Annotated in this window: 17 protein-coding genes; 7 read left to right on the forward strand and 10 right to left on the reverse strand. The window is 62.9% G+C overall.

Annotated features, from left to right (window positions below; translation table 11 throughout):
• The first annotated feature begins 155 nt into the window (after positions 1 to 155).
• Positions 156 to 1,544 (forward strand): NorM family multidrug efflux MATE transporter, encoded by a 1,389-nt coding sequence (locus tag ACE4QZ_RS27080; protein WP_021785226.1) that lies wholly within the window; start codon positions 156 to 158, stop codon positions 1,542 to 1,544.
• 152 nt (positions 1,545 to 1,696) lie between these two features.
• On the opposite strand, the gene ACE4QZ_RS27085 is transcribed toward ACE4QZ_RS27080, so the two are convergent.
• The gene (locus ACE4QZ_RS27085) at positions 1,697 to 3,364 is read right to left on the reverse strand and encodes a putative bifunctional diguanylate cyclase/phosphodiesterase (protein WP_021785227.1); all 1,668 of its coding nucleotides are present in this window, start codon (positions 3,362 to 3,364) and stop codon (positions 1,697 to 1,699) included.
• A 295-nt stretch (positions 3,365 to 3,659) separates the two neighbouring features.
• Here ACE4QZ_RS27085 and rep point away from each other — a divergent pair, with 295 nt between their 5' ends.
• Together rep and ACE4QZ_RS27095 are read left to right on the forward strand one after the other, a co-directional pair.
• Complete coding sequence (gene rep, locus ACE4QZ_RS27090; protein WP_021785228.1) at positions 3,660 to 5,669, forward strand: DNA helicase Rep; 2,010 nt, start codon at positions 3,660 to 3,662, stop codon at positions 5,667 to 5,669.
• A 111-nt stretch (positions 5,670 to 5,780) separates the two neighbouring features.
• Positions 5,781 to 6,353: a xanthine phosphoribosyltransferase gene (locus ACE4QZ_RS27095; protein ID WP_003253535.1), complete on the forward strand. Its 573-nt coding sequence runs from the start codon at positions 5,781 to 5,783 to the stop codon at positions 6,351 to 6,353.
• A 109-nt stretch (positions 6,354 to 6,462) separates the two neighbouring features.
• Here ACE4QZ_RS27095 and ACE4QZ_RS27100 read toward each other — a convergent pair whose 3' ends face one another.
• The 5 genes from ACE4QZ_RS27100 to dadA all read right to left on the reverse strand — a co-directional run bounded on the left by ACE4QZ_RS27100 (position 6,463) and on the right by dadA (position 12,286).
• A complete protein-coding gene (locus ACE4QZ_RS27100) occupies positions 6,463 to 8,322 on the reverse strand; it encodes an acetyl-CoA hydrolase/transferase C-terminal domain-containing protein (RefSeq protein ID WP_021785229.1) in 1,860 nt (619 codons plus the stop codon).
• A gap of 227 nt (positions 8,323 to 8,549) precedes the next feature.
• Complete coding sequence (locus ACE4QZ_RS27105; RefSeq protein WP_033723760.1) at positions 8,550 to 8,954, reverse strand: c-type cytochrome; 405 nt, start codon at positions 8,952 to 8,954, stop codon at positions 8,550 to 8,552.
• Positions 8,955 to 9,108: 154 nt separating this feature from the next.
• Positions 9,109 to 9,657: a cupin domain-containing protein gene (locus ACE4QZ_RS27110; protein ID WP_021785230.1), complete on the reverse strand. Its 549-nt coding sequence runs from the start codon at positions 9,655 to 9,657 to the stop codon at positions 9,109 to 9,111.
• 107 nt (positions 9,658 to 9,764) lie between these two features.
• Complete coding sequence (gene alr, locus ACE4QZ_RS27115) at positions 9,765 to 10,838, reverse strand: alanine racemase (protein WP_021785231.1); 1,074 nt, start codon at positions 10,836 to 10,838, stop codon at positions 9,765 to 9,767.
• Positions 10,839 to 10,981: 143 nt separating this feature from the next.
• Positions 10,982 to 12,286, reverse strand: a complete 1,305-nt coding sequence (gene dadA / locus ACE4QZ_RS27120) for a D-amino acid dehydrogenase (protein WP_010955780.1) — start codon at positions 12,284 to 12,286, stop codon at positions 10,982 to 10,984.
• A 156-nt stretch (positions 12,287 to 12,442) separates the two neighbouring features.
• Between dadA and ACE4QZ_RS27125 the strand changes: the two genes are divergently transcribed.
• Entirely contained in the window at positions 12,443 to 12,931 is a 489-nt protein-coding gene (locus ACE4QZ_RS27125) for an Lrp/AsnC ligand binding domain-containing protein (RefSeq protein ID WP_003253520.1), read from the forward strand.
• Between the two features lie 2 nt (positions 12,932 to 12,933).
• Here ACE4QZ_RS27125 and ACE4QZ_RS27130 read toward each other — a convergent pair whose 3' ends face one another.
• On the reverse strand, positions 12,934 to 13,287 hold the full coding sequence (locus ACE4QZ_RS27130; protein ID WP_003253518.1) for a YkgJ family cysteine cluster protein: 354 nt from the start codon (positions 13,285 to 13,287) through the stop codon (positions 12,934 to 12,936).
• A 144-nt stretch (positions 13,288 to 13,431) separates the two neighbouring features.
• On the opposite strand from ACE4QZ_RS27130, the gene ACE4QZ_RS27135 reads away from it, so the two are divergent.
• The gene (locus ACE4QZ_RS27135) at positions 13,432 to 14,724 is read left to right on the forward strand and encodes an NAD(P)/FAD-dependent oxidoreductase (RefSeq protein ID WP_021785232.1); all 1,293 of its coding nucleotides are present in this window, start codon (positions 13,432 to 13,434) and stop codon (positions 14,722 to 14,724) included.
• A gap of 198 nt (positions 14,725 to 14,922) precedes the next feature.
• Here the strand turns inward: ACE4QZ_RS27135 and ACE4QZ_RS27140 are convergent, their stop codons facing one another.
• Complete coding sequence (locus ACE4QZ_RS27140; RefSeq protein WP_021785233.1) at positions 14,923 to 15,153, reverse strand: DUF1127 domain-containing protein; 231 nt, start codon at positions 15,151 to 15,153, stop codon at positions 14,923 to 14,925.
• A 178-nt stretch (positions 15,154 to 15,331) separates the two neighbouring features.
• Here ACE4QZ_RS27140 and ACE4QZ_RS27145 point away from each other — a divergent pair, with 178 nt between their 5' ends.
• A complete protein-coding gene (locus ACE4QZ_RS27145; protein ID WP_162149606.1) occupies positions 15,332 to 16,762 on the forward strand; it encodes a PLP-dependent aminotransferase family protein in 1,431 nt (476 codons plus the stop codon).
• 61 nt (positions 16,763 to 16,823) lie between these two features.
• Positions 16,824 to 18,377 (forward strand): phospholipase D family protein, encoded by a 1,554-nt coding sequence (locus tag ACE4QZ_RS27150; RefSeq protein ID WP_021785235.1) that lies wholly within the window; start codon positions 16,824 to 16,826, stop codon positions 18,375 to 18,377.
• 37 nt (positions 18,378 to 18,414) lie between these two features.
• On the opposite strand, the gene ACE4QZ_RS27155 is transcribed toward ACE4QZ_RS27150, so the two are convergent.
• Together ACE4QZ_RS27155 and ACE4QZ_RS27160 are read right to left on the reverse strand one after the other, a co-directional pair.
• Positions 18,415 to 19,554 (reverse strand): MFS transporter, encoded by a 1,140-nt coding sequence (locus tag ACE4QZ_RS27155; RefSeq protein ID WP_021785236.1) that lies wholly within the window; start codon positions 19,552 to 19,554, stop codon positions 18,415 to 18,417.
• A 110-nt stretch (positions 19,555 to 19,664) separates the two neighbouring features.
• Positions 19,665 to 21,158, reverse strand: a complete 1,494-nt coding sequence (locus ACE4QZ_RS27160; RefSeq protein ID WP_021785237.1) for an aldehyde dehydrogenase — start codon at positions 21,156 to 21,158, stop codon at positions 19,665 to 19,667.
• Positions 21,159 to 21,310: the final 152 nt, after the last annotated feature.

Genomic DNA, 21,310 nt, shown 5'->3' on the forward strand with positions numbered 1-21,310 from the left:
GAGGCTCCTGCAATATGGGCGTGTGAAGCAAATCAGCGAGAAACCTATATACATGAGTTCAACTCATGCCAACTATCGTTTTTATCCTTTTGTGCAAAGTTGACCGAAGCCTCAGAATCGCCGTTCGTTGATCACCCAGAATGAAGGACTGCCCCATGCACGTCGCGCCCACCACAGAACTCAAGGCTTTGCTGCGCCTGGCCGGGCCGCTGATTGCCTCGCAGTTGGCGCACATGCTGATGGTGCTGACCGACACCCTGATGATGGCCCGCATCAGCCCTCAGGCTTTGGCGGGTGGTGGCTTGGGGGCAGCCAGCTATTCGTTCGTATCGATCTTCTGCCTGGGCGTGATCGCCGCAGTCGGCACCCTGGTAGCGATTCGCAAGGGCGCCAACGACATCGAAGGCGCCACGCGCCTGGCGCAGAACGGCCTGTGGCTGGCCTGGGGCCTGGCGTTGTTCGCCGCGCTGGTGCTGTGGAACCTTGAACCGGTGCTGCTGCTGTTCGGGCAAAAGCCCGAGAACGTGGCGTCGGCTGCGCAATTCCTTACCCTGCTGCCGCTGGCCCTGCCCGGCTATCTGACCTTCATGGCCTTGCGTGGCTTCACCAGCGCGCTGGGCCGCTCGACCCCGGTGATGGTCATCAGCCTGTTCGGCACGGTACTCAACTACCTGTTCAACGTGGCGCTGATCGAAGGCATGTTCGGCCTGCCCAAGCTTGGGCTGATGGGTATCGGACTGGTCACTGCGGTGGTGTCGATGGGCATGGCCATCGCGCTGGCGTTGTACATCCGCTGGCACCCGGCCTATGCCGCCTACCCGCTGCGCAAGGGCCTGTCACGCCCATCACTGGCGGCCCTGCGCGAACTGTGGCGGCTGGGCCTGCCGATTGGCGGTACCTACATGGTGGAGGTGGGCCTGTTCGCCTTCGCCGCGCTGTGCATGGGCGTACTGGGCAGCACCGAGCTGGCGGCGCACCAGATTGCCCTGCAGATCGTGTCCACGGCGTTCATGGTGCCGACCGGGTTGTCGTACGCAGTAACCATGCGCGTAGGCCTGTACTACGGCGCTGGCAACCTGCTGGCGGCACGCAGCGCCGGGCGGGTGGGCATCGGGTTCGGGGCAATGATCATGTTTGCCTTCGCCGCCCTGTTCCTGCTGCTGCCCGAAGCGTTGGTGGGGCTGTTTATCGACCGTAATGACCCGGCCTTCGCCGCGATCTTCCAGGTGGCCGTGCAGTTGTTGATGGTGGCGGCGTGGTTCGAACTGTTCGACGGCATGCAGACGATTGCCATGGGCTCGATCCGTGGCCTGAAAGACGCCAAGACCACCTTCCTGATCGGGCTGGTGTGCTACTGGCTGGTGGGGGCGCCGAGCGCCTGGTTGTTCACCTTTACCCTAGGCGGTGGTGCAGTAGGGATCTGGTGGGGGCTGGCGCTGGGGCTGGCATGTGCGGCGGTGGCGCTGACCTTTGGCTTTGAGTGGCGGATGAAGCGGTTGTTGGGGAAGGCTTGGGCTGCCGGGAAGGCGACGGCTTCGGCCTGACGTGGGGGCCTCTTCGCGGGTAAACCCGCGCCTACAGGATTGCGCGGCCCTTGTAGGAGCGGGCTTGCCCGCGAATACGGTGGTGGCGGCAACGGTGAACGTCTGGTGGAGATTGGCCAGCAGGCCCGGTCCATTCGCGGGTAAACCCGCTCCTACAGGACAGCCTCCAACTGGCGGCCGGGCGCCTGCAGCAAATACGCCATCAATTCCTCTATCGGTAGCGGTTTGCTGACCAGGAAACCTTGCACCTGGTCGCAGCCAAACCCGCGCAACAACGCCAGCTGCTCTTCACTCTCCACCCCCTCGGCCACTACCTCAAGGCTGAGGTTGTGTGCCAGGTTGATCATGGCGTGCACCAGCTTGCGGTTCTCTTCACGCATTTCCATTTCCGCAACAAAGCTGCGGTCCACCTTGAGCAAGGCGATCGGCAAGCTGTTGAGGTGCACGAACGAAGAAAACCCGGTGCCGAAATCATCGAGCGAGAAGCGCACGCCCAGGCGACCCAGCGCGTCCATGGTCTGGCGCACCACCTCGTTGCGGCGCATCACCGCCGTCTCGGTCAGCTCGAACTCAAGCCAGCGGGCATCCACACCGTGCTCAAGGATCAGGCGACTCAAGGTGGCCAGTAGCTGGCTGTCCTGAAACTGACGGAAGCTCAGGTTGACCGCCATGTGCAGCGGTTCCAGACCGCGCTCGCACAGTGCCTGCATGTCACGCAGGGCACGGGAAATAACCCAGTAGCCCAAGGGCACGATCAGGCCGCTCTGCTCGGCCAGTGGCACGAACTCGCTGGGCGGCAGCAGCCCGCGCTCGGCATGGCGCCAGCGCACCAGCGCCTCCAGGCCAACAATGCGCCCGTCGGCCAGGTTCAGGCGGGGCTGATAGTGCAGCTCCAGCTCGTCGCGGCGCAGGGCGCGGCGCAATTCGCCTTCCAGGTCGGCAAGGCTGCGGGCGTTGCGGTTGATGCGTTCGTTGAACACATGGAAGGTGCAGCCCTGGCTGCTCTTGGCCTGACGCATGGCGATATGCGCGTGCCACATCAGCGGATCGGCGCCGCTCTGTGCGCGAGCATGGGCCAGGCCCAGGCTGCAGCCCAGCAACAGGCTTTCGCCGTCGATCCAGTAAGGTTCGGCCAAGGCCTCGACGATGCGTTCGGCCATCCATTCGGCGCGGTTGGCATCTCGGCGGGTATCGATCAGCAGGGCGAACTCGTCGCTGCCCAGGCGTGCCAACTGGTCGCCCGCTTCCAGCTGATGCTTCAGCCGTGCCACCACCTGCAGGATCAACCGGTCACCGCACTGGTGGCCGAGGGCGTCGTTGACGTGGCGGAAGTTGTCCAGGTCCAGGTGGCCAAGCGCAACACCACGGCCGTCGTTTTCGGCCAGGCGCGCATTGAGCAAAGCCTGGAAGCCCTGGCGGTTGGCGATGCCGGTCAGCGGGTCCTGCTCGGCCAGGCGCTGCAAGGTGGCGACCAGCACACCGCGCTCTCGCACATGGCGCAGTGAGCGGCGCAGGTTATCGGCGTTGAGCTGGTCGCGTACCAGCCAGTCGCTGACAGCGCTGGGCGCCGCCTCAGGCTCGTGGTCAAGCAGCAGGATGGTCGGCAGCTCGCAACGCCCGGGGGCGGGCTGCAAGCCTGGCGTTGCCAGCACGACGGCCTGGCGATCATGACTGAACAGGCTGTCGACCGCCTCCCAGTTTGGCGCAGTCAGTAGCACGGCGCTGCCACCCAGTGCTGGCATGCAGGCGTGCAACAAGGCGGCCCATTCCGGCTCATCGGCCAACAGCAGCAAACGCAGAGGTTCGACAGGCGTGGACAAGCGGGCTCCTTAGGGCTTCACGGTGCAACGAGACTGGCGGGTATGCCACTGTATTCAATGAAAATGATTTTCAATTTTATACATGTTTTTCGGGTGTAGCATCCCGACGTATTTTGTCGTGCATCCTGCGCGAAACGGCACAAACCGGCAAATATGATTTTTTCAGCTACTAGCATTAGTGGCACTAATAGTGAGACGGACATAAAGTCTGACTCAGACGTCAGACGGTCGCGCCACAACGGCCCCATGCCTGTTAGAATGCGCGGCTATTTTCTGGCGACCCCCGGTTTCTAGCATGTCCCGACTCAATCCCCGGCAGCAGGAAGCCCGTGACTATGTCGGCGGCCCTCTTTTGGTGCTCGCCGGTGCAGGTTCGGGCAAGACCAGCGTGATCACGCGCAAGATTGCCCACCTCATCCAGAACTGCGGCATCCGCGCCCAGTACATCGTGGCGATGACCTTTACCAACAAGGCCGCGCGCGAGATGAAGGAGCGGGTTGCCACCTTGCTGCGCCCGGGGGAAGGCCGTGGCCTGACCGTGTGTACGTTCCACAACCTTGGCCTGAACATCATCCGCAAGGAACACGAGCGCCTGGGCTACAAGCCGGGTTTCTCGATCTTCGACGAGTCTGACATCAAAGCGCTGCTGTCGGACATCATGCAGAAGGAATACTCCGGCGACGACGGCATCGACGAGATCAAGAACATGATCGGTGCCTGGAAGAACGACCTTATCCTGCCACCAGAGGCCCTGGAAAAAGCGCGCAACCCACGCGAGCAGACCGCAGCCATCGTCTACACCCACTATCAGCGCACGCTCAAGGCGTTCAACGCGGTGGACTTCGACGACCTGATCCTGCTGCCGGTCAAACTGTTCCAGGAGCACCCCGAGGTGCTGGAGCGCTGGCAAAACCGTGTGCGCTACCTGCTGGTAGACGAATATCAGGACACCAACGCCAGCCAGTACCTGCTGGTGAAGATGCTGATCGGCATGCGCAACCAGTTCACCGTGGTAGGCGACGACGACCAGTCGATCTACGCCTGGCGTGGTGCACGCCCTGAGAACCTGATGCTGCTCAAGGAGGACTACCCCTCCCTGAAGATCGTCATGCTCGAGCAGAACTACCGCTCCACCAGCCGCATCCTGCGCTGTGCCAACGTGTTGATCGCCAACAACCCGCATGCGTTCGAGAAACAGCTGTGGAGCGAAATGGGCGTGGGCGACGAGATCCGCGTGATCCGCTGCAAGAACGAGGAAGCCGAGGCCGAACGCGTGGCCATGGAAATCCTCACCTTGCACCTGCGCACCAACCGCCCGTACAGCGACTTCGCCATCCTCTACCGCGGCAACTACCAGGCCAAGCTGATCGAACTGAAGCTGCAGCACCACCAGGTACCGTATCGTCTGTCGGGTGGTAACAGTTTCTTTGGCCGCCAGGAGGTCAAGGACCTGATGGCCTACCTGCGCCTGCTGGTGAACCCGGACGATGACAACGCCTACCTGCGTGTGATCAACGTACCGCGCCGGGAAATCGGCTCCACCACCCTGGAAAAGCTCGGTAATTACGCCACTGAGCGCGGTATATCGATGTACGCCGCCAGCGAGGAGCTGGGCCTGGGCGAGCATCTGGACGCCCGCTACACCGAGCGCTTGCAGCGCTTCAAGCATTGGCTGGATGGGGTACGCCACAAGGTCGCCCTGGAAGATCCTATTGCCGCGCTGCACGAGATGATCCGCGACATCGACTACGAGAACTGGATCCGCCAGCAGACCGCCAGCGACAAGGCCGCAGAGTTCCGCATCAGCAACGTGTGGTTCCTGGTGGAAGCGCTGAAAAACACCCTCGAGAAGGACGAAGAGGGTGACATGACCATCGAAGACGCCATCGGCAAACTGGTGCTGCGCGACATGCTCGAGCGCCAGCAGGAAGAAGAAGAGAACGCCGAAGGTGTGCAGATGATGACCCTGCATGCCTCCAAGGGCCTGGAGTTCCCGTACGTGTTCATCATGGGCATGGAAGAGGAAATCCTCCCGCACCGCTCCAGCATCGAGGCCGACACCATCGAAGAGGAACGCCGCCTGGCCTACGTGGGCATCACCCGCGCGCGCCAGACCCTGGCCTTCACCTTCGCCGCCAAGCGCAAGCAGTACGGTGAAATCATCGACTGCACGCCCAGCCGGTTCCTCGACGAACTGCCTCCGGACGACCTGGCCTGGGAGGGCTTGGACGATGCGCCGGTCGAGGTGAAGGCCGCACGCGGCAACAACGCCTTGGCCGATATCCGGGCAATGCTCAAACGCTGATCAACCATTACTCTTTAACTTTGCCGCTGTTAGCGGCCACGGTGGTTTGTATGGCCGATTTGAGCTCACAAATCGGCCATACAGACCACTATCTACATCGAGGAAATCACAGTGGAAGCACTGCATCAGAAGATTCGCGAAGAAGGCATCGTGCTTTCCGATCAGGTTCTCAAAGTCGACGCGTTTCTCAACCACCAGATCGATCCGGCGCTGATGCAGCTGATCGGTGACGAGTTTGCCCGCCTGTTCGCCGATGCCGGCGTGACCAAGATCGTCACCATCGAAGCCTCGGGCATTGCCCCAGCGGTAATGACCGGTCTGAAACTGGGTGTGCCGGTCATCTTCGCTCGCAAGCACCAGTCGCTGACCCTGACCGAAAACCTGCTGACCGCCTCGGTGTATTCCTTCACCAAGCAGACCGAGAACACTGTGGCCATTTCGCCGCGTCACCTCAACAGCAGCGACCGCGTGCTGGTGATCGACGACTTCCTGGCCAACGGCAAGGCCTCGCAGGCGCTGATCTCGATCATCAAGCAGGCTGGCGCCACCGTGGCGGGCCTGGGCATTGTGATCGAGAAGTCGTTCCAGGGCGGCCGTGCCGAGCTGGACAGCCAGGGCTACCGCGTTGAATCGCTGGCCCGGGTGAAGTCGCTGGAAGGTGGTGTAGTCAGCTTCATCGAGTAAACGCGACACCTGCTTCGCGGGCACGCCCGCTCCCACAGGTGCAGCACAGGTCTCGAACGCTGTGCCGTACCTGTGGGAGCGGGCATGCCCGCGAATGGCCGCAACCCTTTTATCTGGTTGCCGCCAGCCCCGCCAACAACAAGCGCTGGTAAAGTTCTTCTTTAAGCCCCTGCGGCTGCCCCAACTGCATCCGCTCCAGGTGGCTTTCATACCCCTCCGGCCCCGGTGCATCCAACGCTGCCTTGCCCAGCTCCAGCACCTCGCTCAGCTTGAACTTGCTCTTCAACCAGTTCAGCGCCCGCAACAGATCCCGCTCCTCGGCCGTAAAGTCCGTGCCCATTGGATACTCCGGGAACAGCCGCGCATGCCGCGTCCGGATCGTTTCCAGCCGCTGCGGCGTATTGTCGGTGAAGCGAGCGTCCAGCTGAAAGCCCTTGGCCAGCTTGCCGGCCTCTTTTGCCTGCTCGATGAGCCCCTGCTGGAACCGCGAATCGCTCACTGCCAGCAACCGCGCAATCACCTCGCTGTCGGTCTGCCCACGCAAGTCAGCGATACCGTACTCGGTCACCACGATATCGCGCAGGTGCCGGGGGATGGTGCAGTGGCCATAGGTCCAGAACAGGTTTGAGGTCACCTCCCCGCCTGACTCGCGCCAGCTGCGCAAAAGCAGAATCGAACGTGCACCTTCCAGCGCATGGCCCTGGGCGACAAAGTTGTACTGCCCGCCCACGCCGCTGAGCACACGGCCGTCTTCAAGTTGATCAGCCACCCCGGCGCCGAGCAAGGTCATGGCAAACGCAGTGTTGATAAACCGCGCATCACGGCGTTGGCGGCGCTTGAGTTCCTCCTGCCCATATAGCTCGTTGATGAAGCTGATGCGGGTCATGGCAAAATGTGCGCGCTGCTCCAGCGGCATCTCGCGCAAGCGCTGATAGAACGCTTGCGGGCCGAGGAAAAAGCCGCCATGCAGTATTGCGCCCTGCTCGTCCGCCGGGCGTCGTAGCAACCCTGCTTCGGCCAGCACCAGCAGGCCATTGACGAACATCTCGCTGCAGCCGTACAGGCCTTGGGCAAACGTCCCTAGCCCCCCTTCGCGTTCGATCAGCGCATGCCAGGGGCCAACATCCAGCTCATCAAGCACGGCTCGGTAGCCTGCGTTGTCACCTTGGCGAGCCAGCAATGCGGCAGCAACTGCATCACCCATGGCCCCGATGCCGATCTGCAGGGTGCCGCCATCGCGCACCAACGTGCTGGCGTGCAAGCCAATGCAGTGGTCCTGGATGCCGACCGGCATGTTCGGCGTAGAGAACAGCCGTCGCTGCTCCGCTTCATCAATCAGCAGGTCGAATGCCTCCATGCTCAGTTCCGAATCGCCTGGCATATAGGGCAGTTCGGCATGCACCTGGCCCAGCATGAGGATGGTTTCGCCAGCCGCGCGCCGCTTGGCAATCATCGGCAGCAGGTCGAGGGTGATGTCTGGGTTGCAGGCCAGGCTCAGGTGCACGGGCTTTTCAGGGGTGGCTGCCACCAACTGGGCGATCAGGTTCAGGCCCTTGGCGTTGATATCGCGTGCGGCGTGGCTGTAGTTGCTGCTGACGTAGTCCTGTTGGGCCGACTCGCTGTGCAGCAGGCTACCGGGCTGCATGAAGAACTGTTCGACACGGATGTTTGGCGGCAGGCTGTCGTTGCGCAGGTCTGCGAGGTAGCTGAGCTCTTCGTAGTCAGCGAACACTCGCTCGACGAAGGGTTCGAGAAAGCGCCGCTGCAGGCCATTGCCCAGTGGCGGGCGGCCGAGGGAAAGTGCGGTATAGATGGTCAGGCGCCGTTCGGGCAGCTCGCGTACGCGGGCGTAAAGCGCGTTGACGAAGGCGTTGGGTTTCCCCAGGCCCAAAGGCAGGCCCATATGGATATGGGTTGGCAGCCGGGACAAGACCTGCTCGACAGCCTGGTCGATGGAGCAGAGGTGCATCTGGGCCTCCTGAAACATCCACGAGTTCAGGGGTTGGACATAGGGCTGAAGTAATTGGTTGCCTGTACCGGCCCTTTCGCGGGCAAGCCCGCTCCCACAGGATTAACACAACCTTCAGGTCCTGTGGAGTACCTTTGGGAGCGGGCTTGCCCGCGAAGAGGCCGGCCCAGACAACAAAAAAACAAAGCCCGCCATCAACGGCGGGCCTCATGCAATTCAGCTGTAAATCACAGCCCGGACATTTTCTTGATCGCCCCTTTCAGGTCTTCATCCGAGCAGTCTGCACAGGTGCCCTTTGGCGGCATGGCGTTGATGCCGGTAATGGCCTTGGCCAGGATGCCATCCAGGCCGCCCTGGTGGTCGGCGCGTTCTTTCCACGCGGCGGTGTCACCAATTTTAGGCGCGCCGAGCAACCCGCTGCCATGGCAGGCATTGCAGTGCTTGGCGATGATTTCATCCGGCGTCTTGGCTCCCCCGCCACCCGCTGCAGCGGCCACTTCCATGCCTTTGCACTCTTGGCCCTGGACGCACACCTGGCCAACCGGCTCCAGGCGTTTGGCGATGTCGTCATTGGTCGCAGCGGTTGCGCTCATTGCCCAGAGGGCGAATACGGCTGCTGGTACGGCCAGCATCTTCTTGATTTGATTCACGCGAACACCCTCATGGTGGCTAATCACGCTCGCGGCCACGGATCGGCGAGCGTTGAAAAGTATAGCGGGAACCCAGAGGCCGTGAAACGACCCCACACAGGAAAGGGGTATTGCCGACTCAATGCACTGCGCTGGATCAAAAGTTTGAAGGCGTCGCCGCACTGATCAGCCGCGCCGGCTGGTCGAATGGGTTGCGAAAGCGGTGTGGCCGGGTGCTTTCGAAGTAGTAGCTGTCGCCCTCTTCGAGAACGAAAATCTCGTTGCCGACCACCAGTTCCAGGCGGCCTTCAAGCAGGATACCGGTCTCCTCGCCGTCGTGGGTAAGCATCTCGGCACCGGTGTCCGCGCCTGGCGGGTACACCTCGGTCAGAAAAGCGATGGCACGGTTGGGGTGCGACTTGCCAACCAGCTTCATGGTTACCGCACCGTCCGAAATATCAATCAGCTCGTGGGCCTTGTAGACGATCTGAGTGGGGCTTTCGGGCTCCAGCTCGACCGAAAAGAATTCGACCATGGACATGGGAATGCCGCTCAGCACTTTGCGCAGCGAGCTGATAGAGGGGCTTACGCTGTTCTTCTCGATCATCGAGATGGTGCTGTTGGTCACGCCTGCACGCTTGGCGAGTTCGCGCTGGGACAGGCCCTTGAGCTTGCGGATGGCTTGCAGTCGTTCGCCGACGTCCAAAGCTGGAGCCTCCTGAGACAGTGGGAAAGGGGTGGTTGTGAACGATATCATGGCAATGCCGTTCAGTATTTACAACACACCGCCCCCAACCTGTCCGCTTCAGCGTGTCATTCGCCGATGTAGTCCCGTGGTACTCGCTTCAGGTTGCAGAAGATCTGGTACGGAATGGTGCCCGCATGCGCGGCCACCTCACTGGCCAGCACCTGCTTGCCCCATAGTTCTACCGGGCTGCCGACAGCGGCTTCCGGTACGTCGGTGAGGTCAATGCTGAGCATGTCCATCGACACCCGGCCGATCAGCTGAGTGCGCTTGCCGGCCACCAGCACCGGAGTGCCGTTGGGCGCCTGGCGCGGGTAGCCATCGGCATAGCCCATGGCAACCACACCCACGCGGGTCGGCCGAGGGCTGACGAACTTGGCACCATAGCCCACCGGCTCGCCGGCAGGCAGCTCGCGCACGCTGATCACCCGCGATTGCAGGGTCATCACCGGTTGCAGGCGTGCGGCCTCGGCCTGCGCCACTTCGAACGGCGTGGCGCCGTACAGCATCAGGCCTGGGCGTATCCAGTCGCTGGGCGCTTGCGGCCAGCCCAGCACGCCGGGCGAGTTACGCAGGCTGCATTCAGCGGCCAGGCCCTGTCGGGCAGCTTCGAACACGGCGATCTGCTGGGAGGTGGCGTCAGCGTCCAGTTCGTCGGCGCGAGCGAAGTGGCTCATCAACACGATGCGCGAAACCTTGCCACTGGCCAACAGTCGCTGGTAGGCGTCGTGGTAGTCCTTGGGGTGCAGGCCTACGCGGTGCATGCCACTGTCCAGCTTCAGCCAGACGGTGAGCGGCTTGTGCAGCGGGGTTTTCTCGATGGCTTCCAGCTGCCACAGCGAGTGCACCACGCACCACAGGTCGTGCTCGGCGATCAGCGCCAGTTCGCTGGCTTCGAAAAAACCTTCCAGCAGCAGCACCGGGGCTTTGATACCGGCAGCGCGCAGCTCCAGCGCCTCTTCGATGCAGGCCACGGCAAAGCCGTCGGCTTCGGCCTCCAGGGCCAGGGCGCAGCGCACGGCGCCGTGGCCATAGGCGTCGGCCTTGATCACGGCGAGGGCTTTGGCACCCGTCAGTTCACGGGCCAGACGGTAGTTGTGGCGCAGGGCCTGGAGGTCGATCAGGGCGCGGGCGGGACGCATGGCGGCTGCCTTATGGTGTTCGGGTTGAAATCGGTGGTGGATTCTTCGCGGGCTTGCCCGCTCCCACAAGTAGTGCACAGCTTTCAAAAGCTGTGGTGTTCCTGTGGGAGCGGGCAAGCCCGCGAATGGGCCGGCACAGGCTGTTACTGCTGGTGAGCCGGCGCGCTTTGCCCGTGCTTGGCCACTTCCCGGCTATTGCCATAACGGGAAATATCCAGGCCTTCGGCACTGATCTGCGGCTTCTTGCGCGCAATCAGGTCGGCCAGCAAGCGACCGGAACCGCACGCCATGGTCCAGCCCAAGGTACCGTGACCGGTGTTCAGGAACAGGTTGCGGAACGCCGTGGCACCCACGATCGGCGTACCGTCCGGGGTCGCCGGGCGCAAGCCGGTCCAGAAGCTGGCCTGGCTCAGGTCACCGCCGCGAGGATAAAGGTCGTTGACGATCATCTCCAGCGTTTCGCGCCGGCGCGGGTTCAGCGACAGGTCAAAACCGGCGATTTCAGCCATGCCCCCAACGCGGATGCGGTTGTCGAAACGGGTGATGGCAACCTTGTAGGTCTCGTCGAGAATGGTCGAAGTCGGGGCCATGTCGCTGTTGGTGATCGGCACGGTCAGCGAATAACCTTTCAGCGGGTACACCGGGGCCTTGATGCCCAGTGGCTTGAGCATCTGTGGCGAGTAGCTGCCCAGCGCCAGCACATAGCGGTCTGCCGTCTCCAGCTTGCCGTCGATCCATACGCCATTGATGCGGTCACCGGCGAAGTCCAGGCGCTGGATATCCTGGCCGAAGCGGAACTCCACGCCCAGCTTCAACGCCATGTCGGCGAGCTTGGTGGTAAACAGCTGGCAGTCGCCAGTCTGGTCGTTCGGCAGGCGCAGGGCGCCGGCCAGGATATCTTTCACGCCGGCCAGGGCGGGTTCGACGCGGGCAATGCCGTCGCGATCGAGCAGCTCGTAGGGCACACCGGACTGTTCGAGTACGGCAATATCCTTGGCCGCTGCATCGACCTGGGCCTGGGTGCGGAACAGCTGGGTGGTGCCCAGGCTGCGGTTTTCGTAGTTGATGCCGGTTTCGGCGCGCAGCTCGTCGAGGCAGTCACGGCTGTACTCGGACAGGCGCACCATGCGCTCCTTGTTCACCGCGTAACGGCTGGCGGTGCAGTTGCGCAGCATCTGTGCCATCCACAGGTACTGGTCGACGTCGCCCGTGAGCTTGATGGCCAAGGGGGCGTGACGCTCCAGCAGCCATTTGATGGCTTTGAGCGGTACACCTGGGGCAGCCCAGGGCGAGGCATAGCCGGGCGAGATCTGGCCGGCGTTGGCAAAGCTGGTTTCCATGGCCACCGCCGGCTGGCGGTCGACCACCGTGACTTCGAAACCTTGCCGGGCCAGGTAGTAGGCACTGGCGGTTCCGATTACACCGCTACCAAGTACCAGAACTCGCATCGTTTTATCCCTCACACGCGGCGCGCCGCACACTTTTATTGAAATGGCATGAATGAGCGCAGTATAGGAATTTGAGACCAGTGCAATTCACTATATAAAAGCCTATTATTGGCGAGAATTCTCGGCAAAAACGCCTTTCACGGAGGGGCATCCCCTATGAGAACCCAGCACCAGACCAAGCGTGAACTGGACAAGATCGACCGTAACATCCTGCGTATCCTGCAGAATGACGGGCGTATTTCCTTCACCGAACTGGGCGAGAAAGTTGGGCTGTCCACCACCCCTTGCACCGAGCGGGTTCGCCGCCTGGAGCGCGAGGGCATCATCATGGGCTACAACGCCCGCCTGAACCCGCAGCACCTCAAGGGCAGCCTGCTGGTGTTCGTGGAAATCAGCCTGGACTACAAGTCGGGCGACACCTTCGAGGAGTTCCGCCGCGCGGTCTTGAAGCTGCCCCACGTGCTGGAATGCCACCTGGTGTCGGGCGACTTCGACTACCTGGTAAAAGCGCGTATTTCGGAAATGGCTTCGTACCGCAAGCTGCTCGGGGACATCCTGCTGAAACTGCCGCACGTGCGCGAATCGAAGAGCTACATCGTGATGGAAGAGGTGAAGGAAAGCCTCTGCCTGCCGATCCCGGACTGAGGCTAGACCAGCACCTGGCGGGTGGTGGCAATGAATTGGTGGACCAACTGTTCAGCGGCAGGGTCGATCATCGGTTCAGGGCCACGACCACGCGGGCAGGCCATGCGCGGGGTGGTACCGAACAGCCGGCATATCATCGGCCGCTCTTCATACACCGTGCAGCCGTTGGGGCCCAGGTGCACGCAGTCCAGGCGCTCCAGAGCAGCGTCCTGCTCCGCCTGGGACTTGCGCGGCAGGCGGGCCATTTCCTCCGCCGAGGTGGTGACCGGGCCGCAGCAGTCATGGCAGCCGGGCTCGCACTCGAATGAAGGGATGAGTTCGCGCAGGAAGTGGATCTTGTGGCGGTTACAGGACATGACGGGATACAAGCTGACAAAAGTGATTGGATTATAGGCTTATTCGCGGCTCCACCCGCGAACGAGGATGCAGCCCTCGCTGGTTGCCCGGCCGCGATGGCAAAGCTTATCCTCGTCCCCCCTCCAATTTTCAGGGCCGCCCCGATGATCCACAGCGCGCAGCACGCCGCCTCCTATTACGCCGCCAGCAGCGCGCCACACCCTGACCACGCCTTCCTGCAAGGCGAACACAACGCCGACGTGTGCATCATCGGCGGCGGTTACTCGGGCCTGAACACCGCCATCGAGCTGGCCGAGCGTGGTTTCTCGGTCATCCTGCTGGAAGCGCGCAAACTTGGCTGGGGCGCCAGTGGGCGCAATGGCGGGCAACTGATCCGTGGGGTCGGCCACGGCCTGGAGCAGTTTCTCCCGGTCATCGGCGAGGAAGGCGTGCGCACCCTGAAGCTGATGGGCCTGGAGGCCGTACAGATCGTGCGCGAGCGGGTGGAAAAGCATGCCATCGCCTGCGACCTGGCCTGGGGCTACTGCGACCTGGCCAACAAACCCGCCGAGCTGCTGGGCTTTGCCGAAGACGCAGAGGAACTGCGCAGCCTGGGCTATGCGCATGAGCTGCGGCTGGTCGGCAAGGACGATATCCACAGCGTGGTCGGCGCCGATTGCTATGTGGGCGGGCTGATCGACATGGGCTCTGGGCACTTGCACCCGCTCAACCTGGCGCTGGGTGAAGCGGCCGTGGCCAGCCGTCTGGGCGTGAAGCTGTTCGAGCAGTCCGAGGTTACCCGCATAGACTATGGCCCTGAAGTGCAGGTACATACCGCACAAGGCCGAGTACGCGCCAAGACCCTGGTACTGTGCTGCAACGCCTACCACAACGACCTCAACCGCGAACTGGGCGGCAAGGTGCTGCCGGCCGGTAGCTACATCATTGCCACCGAGCCGCTGGGCGAAGAACGCGCACGCGCATTGCTGCCGCAGAACATGGCGGTGTGTGACCAGCGCGTGGCGCTGGACTACTACCGCCTGTCCGCCGATCATCGCCTGCTGTTTGGCGGTGCCTGCCACTATTCAGGCCGCGACCCGAAGGACATCGCCGCCTACATGCAGCCGAAGATGCTCAAGGTGTTCCCGCAGCTTGCCGACGTGCGCATCGACTACCAGTGGGGCGGCATGATCGGCATTGGTGCCAACCGCCTGCCACAGGTTGGCCGCCTGGCCAGCCAGCCGAACGTGTATTACGCCCAGGCCTACTCTGGCCATGGGCTCAACGCCACCCACCTGGCCGCGCGCCTGCTGGGTGAAGCCATCAGTGGCCAGGAAAGCGGGCGCTTCGACCTTTTCAACAAGGTGCCTCACATCACCTTCCCTGGCGGCAAGCACCTGCGCTCGCCACTGCTGGCATTGGGGATGCTGTGGCATCGTCTGAAAGAGCTGGCCTGAAAGTCCCCATCCTTGTGGCAGCAACTGTCTTGCTTAAAATCTAAAAGCTGACTAGCCCCCTGAGGGAGCGGGCGTGCCCGCGAACACGGGCGAAGCCCGTGCCATCCTCCGCGACGCCTGCTTCGCGGGCATGCCCGCACACAGGGTCGGTGCAAGTTTCAAGTCTGGGGCACAACAGGCCCTCCAGCGACCACCCTGTCAGTCCTTCCAGAAGGCTTTCCGCCCTTCGATCCGGGCCTGCTCCGAGCTCAGCCCGACATCGCGCAGCTCGTCATCGGTCAGCTGCAGCAACGCCCTGCGGGTATGCCAGCGATGCAGCATCAGCCCCCAACGCCCCAAACCCTCCGGCGCGTTGAACACCTTGGCCTGCTGCCCGGCTTCCAGCTCCTTGGCCAACAGTTGCAAGCGCACATCGCTCATGCCACCCATCACCGCATCCTCCCGTTCAGTTGTTACCGTGGAGAAAGCATGCGCGTCGGCACCGTCAGCAATACAGATCCAATACAGCCTTATTATTCCCATACAGAATTGGCCGACGGCCGACTGAATGCTGTATTTTCGGGCCAACTGTACCGGTCGCTATGCCAATGCAGCGCAGGAGTATGCCGTGACCCTCTACCTGAATCTCGCCGAAATACTCGGCGCCCGCATCGAGCAGGGCCTCTATCGCCCCGGCCAGCGCCTGCCGTCTGTGCGCGCACTGAGTGAGGAACACGGGGTCAGCCTGAGCACCGTGCAGCAGGCCTATCGCATGCTCGAAGACAGCGGCATGGTCTCGCCACGGCCCAAGTCCGGCTACTTTGTCAGCGACCACCGTCACCTGCCGGCCCTGCCTGCGGTCAGCCGCCCGGCCCAGCGCCCGGTGGACATCTCGCAGTGGGAACAGGTACTGGAACTGGTGCGCAGCACGCCGCGCCAGGATGTGGTGCAACTCGGCCGCGGCATGCCCGACATCGACAGCCCTACCCTGAAGCCGCTGCTGCGCAGCCTCGCCCAGTTGAGCCGGCGCCAGGACATGCCTGGCCTGTACTACGACAACATCCACGGCCACCTGGCCCTGCGCGAACAGGTGGCCCGGCTGATGCTCGACTCCGGCTGCCGACTGGGGCCGGCCGACCTGGTGATCACAACCGGCTGCCATGAGGCGCTGTCTTGCAGCATCCGCGCGGTCTGCGAGCCAGGCGACATCGTCGCGGTCGACTCGCCCAGCTTCCACGGCGCCATGCAAACCCTCAAGGGCTTGGGCATGAAAGCGCTGGAAATCCCCACCGACCCGGTCACCGGCATCAGCCTGGAAGCGCTTGAGCTGGCCCTGGAGCAGTGGCCGATCAAACTCATCCAGATCACCCCAAGCTGCAACAACCCGCTGGGCTACATCATGCCCGAGGCACGCAAGAAGGCCCTGCTGAGCCTGGCCCAACGCTATGACGTGGCGATACTGGAAGATGATGTGTACGGCGACCTGGCGTATACCTACCCCCGCCCACGCACCCTCAAATCGTTCGACGACGATGGCCGCGTGCTGCTCTGTAGTTCGTTCTCTAAAACCCTCGCACCCGGCCTGCGGATCGGCTGGGTGGCGCCCGGGCGCTATCTGGAACGAGTACTGCACATGAAGTACATCAGCACCGGGAGTACGGCCAGCCAGCCTCAGCTGGCCATCGCTGACTTCATCGCCGGAGGGTACTACCAGCCCCATGTGCGGCGCATGCGCAGCCAGTACCAGCGTGGCCGCGACCTGATGAGCGACTGGGTGACCCGCTATTTCCCGGCGGGCACCCGGGTCAGCCGGCCCCAGGGGGGCTTCATGCTGTGGGTGGAGCTACCCGAACATCTCGATACGCTTCGGCTGAACCGCGCTTTACTGGAACAGGGCGTGCAGGTTGCCGTGGGCAGCATCTTTTCGGCCTCGGGCAAGTTTCGCCACTGCCTGCGCATGAACTTCGCCGCCAGGCCAACGCCGCAAATCGAAGCCTCCGTACGCAAGGTAGGTGAAGCCGCCCTTCGTCTACTGGATGAAGAAAGCGCCGACGCGTAACTTTGCGCCGCCCGTCACGGTCAAACCCCTAAAGCCCTTGCTGCACAGGACGGTCCTACCCTTGAGACTCCAGCGAGCCTTGCCTCTGCTGCTGGTGCTGTTGCTCGGCCTTGCCGGCTGCACAAGCATCAGTGCGCCCCGCGAAACCAGTCAGGCGCTGCCTGCCAACGACTCGGCCTTTGGCCGCTCGGTATTGCGCCAGGCCGCGCCCTATGGCGGCCGCTCGGGCTTCCGCCTGCTGCCCAACAGCAACGAGGCATTTCGCGCCCGCGCCGAACTGATCCGCAACGCTCAGGCGAGTATCGACCTGCAGTACTACATCGTCCACGATGGCCTCAGTACTCGCGCCCTTGTGCATGAACTGCTGCGCGCCGCCGACCGTGGCGTGCGCGTGCGCATCCTGCTCGACGACACCACCAGCGACGGCCTGGACACCATCATGGGCACCCTCGATGCCCACCCGAACATCCAGATCCGCGTGTTCAACCCGCTGCATCTAGGGCGCAGTACCGGCGTTACGCGCGCCCTGGGCCGGCTGTTCAACTTGTCGCGCCAGCACCGGCGCATGCACAACAAGCTGTTCCTGGTGGACAACAGCATGGCCATCGTCGGCGGGCGCAACCTTGGCGACGAGTATTTCGATGCCGAGCCCAACCTCAACTTCACCGACATCGACCTGCTGGGCGTGGGCCCGGTGGCCGAGCAGCTGGGGCACAGCTTCGACCAGTACTGGAACAGTGCCCTCAGCCGGCCGATCACCGACTTCCTCTGGCAGGCCCCGGATGCCAACGACCTGCGTGCCAGCCGCCATCGCCTGGAAGTATCGTTGGCCGAAGCCAGAACCCAGCGCAAGGCCCTGTACGACCGCTTGATGGCCTACCAGTCGCAGCCGCGCCTGGCCGTGTGGCGCAACGAGCTGATCTGGGCTCACGCCCAGGCGCTATGGGATGCACCCAGCAAGGTGTTGGCCGAAGACGAACCGGACCCGCAATTACTGCTGAGCCAGCAACTGGCACCGGACCTGGCTAACGTGCACCATGAGTTGGTCCTGGCATCGGCCTACTTTGTGCCGCGCGAACCGGGGCTGCTGTACCTGACCGGCCGCGCCGACGCTGGCGTTTCGGTGAAGCTGCTGACCAACTCGCTGGAAGCCACCGACGTGCCGGCGGTGCATGGCGGCTATGCACCCTATCGTCGTGCCTTGCTTGAGCACGGGGTGCAACTTTACGAGCTTCGCCGCCAGCCAGGCGACCCCAGCGCAGGGCGATTGAGTTTCCGTGGCAGCTCGGATTCGAGCCTGCACACCAAGGCGATCGTGCTCGATCGGCGCAAGACCTTCATCGGCTCATTCAACTTCGACCCGCGCTCAGTGTTGTGGAACACCGAGGTTGGGGTACTGGTGGACAGCCCGGAGCTGGCCGAATACACCCGCGAGCTGGCCCAGCAGGGTATGGCGCCCGCGCTGAGCTATCAGGTGAAACTGATAGGTAACAAACTGGTGTGGGCGACCGAGGACAATGGCCAACGACACATGCTGACGTCTGAGCCGGGTGGGATCTGGCGGCGGCTCAATGCCTGGATCAGCAAGGCGGTTGGCTTGGAGAAGATGCTGTAGCTGAGATTGCCGAGGGGCCTTGGAGCCCCAAAAACCATCAGGCAGAAACCGGCTCAAAGGCTCCGCGCCGTCGGGTCAATACCACCAACCCCGCAGCCCCGGCCGCCATCAGGAACAGCAACGCATGCCCGCTGATCCACTGGCTCCCCGCACCCGCCAACAACGGCCCGAGCAAACAGCCAATACCCCACAGCTGTGCTACGTGGGCATTGGCCCGCACCAGCTCATCATCGCGGTAGCGCTCACCGATCAGCACCAGCGACAAGGTGAACAAGCCGCCGGCACTGGCGCCGAACAACACCCACAGTGGCCAGATAACCGGTGTGTGCAACAGCAGCGGGATCGCCAGGCTGGACACCAGCAGCGTCACCGCACAGCCAGTGAACAGGGTGCGTCGCGACATATGGTCGGCCAGCGCGCCGATGGGCAACTGCAGCACCGCATCACCCACCACCACGGTACTTACCATGAACAAGGCGATTTCGGTGGTGAAGCCCTGCTGCAGGCAGTACACCGGCAGCAAAGTGAGGATCATCGCCTCGAACGAGGCGAACAGGGCAATGGCCCAGGCAATTACCGGCAAGCGTCGGCAGAAGCCGAACAGGTCGCCAAAGGTGACACTGCAGGCCTCTGTGCTCGGTGCTCCACCACGCCCCAGCAGAACCAGCGGCGCGGCCAGCAGCAGGCCGGTCGCTGCCCAGAAGCCGAAGTCGTCATCAGAGCCGAGGAAGCCCAGCACCAACGGCCCGGCCAGTTGGCTCAGGGCGTAGCTGCTGCCATACAGCGCCACCAACCGGCCACGCCACTGTTCGACCACCAGTTGGTTGATCCAGCTTTCGCCGAGGATGAACACCACGGTCAGGGACATGCCAATCATCAGCCGCAGCAGCAGCCACAACGGGTAACTCGGCAGCAGCGCGAGCAGGCCAATCGACAGTGCCCCACCCCACAGGCACAGGCGCATCGCCGAAGGCACGCCAACCCAGCCTGCCAGGCGGCTGGCCAGGCTGGCCCCTGCCAGCACACCCAACGCCGGCATTGCCGCCATCACGCCGATAGCGAAGCTGCCGTAGCCCCAGGCCTCCAGGCGCAGGGACACCAGCGGCATGCTCACGCCGAGCGCCAGCCCGACACTGAGCACCGATGCCAGTACGGCGAAGTAGGTACCCCAACGCATTGCAGCCTCCCAGCCAATGTTTCTAGAGGCCCATTCGCGGGCAAGCCCGCTCCCGCAACGGTCGCGAAGACCTGCCGGAGCGGGCTTGCCCGCGAAAAGGACCTACTGGATTACAGCTTGATCCAGGTCGCCTTCAGCTCAGTGTATTTCTCCAGCGCGTGCAGCGACTTGTCACGGCCGTTACCCGACTGTTTGAAACCACCGAACGGCGCGGTCATGTCGCCACCATCGTACTGGTTGACCCAGACGCTGCCAGCACGCACGGCACGGGCGGTCTTGTGGGCTTTGGAAATATCCGAAGTCCAGATACCCGCCGCCAGGCCATACGGCGTGTCGTTGGCAATGGCGACGGCCTCTTCGGCGGTGTCGAAGGCAATCACCGACAGCACCGGGCCGAAGATTTCTTCCTGAGCAATGCGCATGGCGTTGGTCACGCCGTCGAAGATGGTCGGCTCAACGTAGGTGCCGCCGGTCTCTTCCAGGGTGCGCTTGCCGCCGGCCAGCAGCTTGGCACCATCCTTGTGGCCAGCCTCGATGTAAGACAGCACGGTGTTCATCTGCTGAGTATCGACCAGAGCACCGACAGTGGTCTGTGGATCCAGCGGGTTGCCTGGTTTCCAGCCTTTCAGGGCCTCTACCACCATCGGCAGGAACTTGTCCTTGATCGAACGCTCGACCAGCAGGCGGGAGCCTGCGGTGCACACTTCGCCCTGGTTGAAGGCGATGGCGCTGGCAGCAGCCTCGGCGGCAGCCTGCAGGTCCGGGGCGTCGGCAAAGACGATGTTCGGGCTCTTGCCGCCGGCTTCCAGCCAGATGCGCTTCATGTTCGACTCGCCCGCATAAACCATCAGCTGCTTGGCGATCTTGGTCGAACCGGTGAACACCAGGGTATCGACGTCCATGTGCAGGGCCAGCGCCTTGCCCACGGTGTGGCCGTAGCCTGGCAGCACGTTCAGCACGCCAGCCGGGATGCCAGCTTCGATCGCCAGCTGGGCGATGCGGATGGCGGTCAGCGGCGATTTTTCGGACGGCTTGAGCACGACCGAGTTACCGGTGGCCAGCGCCGGGCCGAGCTTCCAGCAGGCCATCAGCAGCGGGAAGTTCCACGGTACGATGGCACCGACCACGCCCACTGCTTCGCGGGTAACCAGGCCAAGCTGGTCGTGCGGGGTCGGGGCGACTTCGTCGTAGACCTTGTCGATGGCTTCGGCTGTCCAGTGGATGGCATTGGCCGCCCCCGGGATATCGATACTGGAGGAGTCACCGATCGGCTTGCCCATATCCAGCGTTTCCAGCAGTGCCAGCTCTTCGACGTTCTTGCGCAGCAGGTCGGCAAAGCGGATCAGCTTGGCCTTGCGCTTGGCGGGGGCCAGCTGCGACCACACGCCGGAGTTGAAGGTGGCACGGGCATTTTCCACAGCGCGGTTGGCATCGGCCAGGTCGCAGCTGGCAACCTTGGCCAGGAAGCGTCCGTCGACCGGGCTCAGGCACTCGAAGGTTTCACCGGATGCGGCATCGGTGTATTCGCCGTTGATGAAGGCACGGCCTTCGATCTTCAGTTGCTGGGCACGTTGTTCCCAGTCCGCACGGGTCAGGGTGGTCATACGAAACTCCTCCTCTTGTTTAGGTGCAACGCCGCACTGAGGACTCACAGGCGTTGTCAGAATTCTGGCCGTGCGCCGAGCGCACACTGGCAAGCGATACCCTAAACCAGCCGGTGTAAACTATCAATATATTTGACACGGGAGGCTCAAAA

This window comes from Pseudomonas sp. DCA-1, from assembly GCF_046523955.1.
Classification (GTDB): Bacteria; Pseudomonadota; Gammaproteobacteria; order Pseudomonadales; family Pseudomonadaceae; genus Aquipseudomonas; species Aquipseudomonas putida_Y.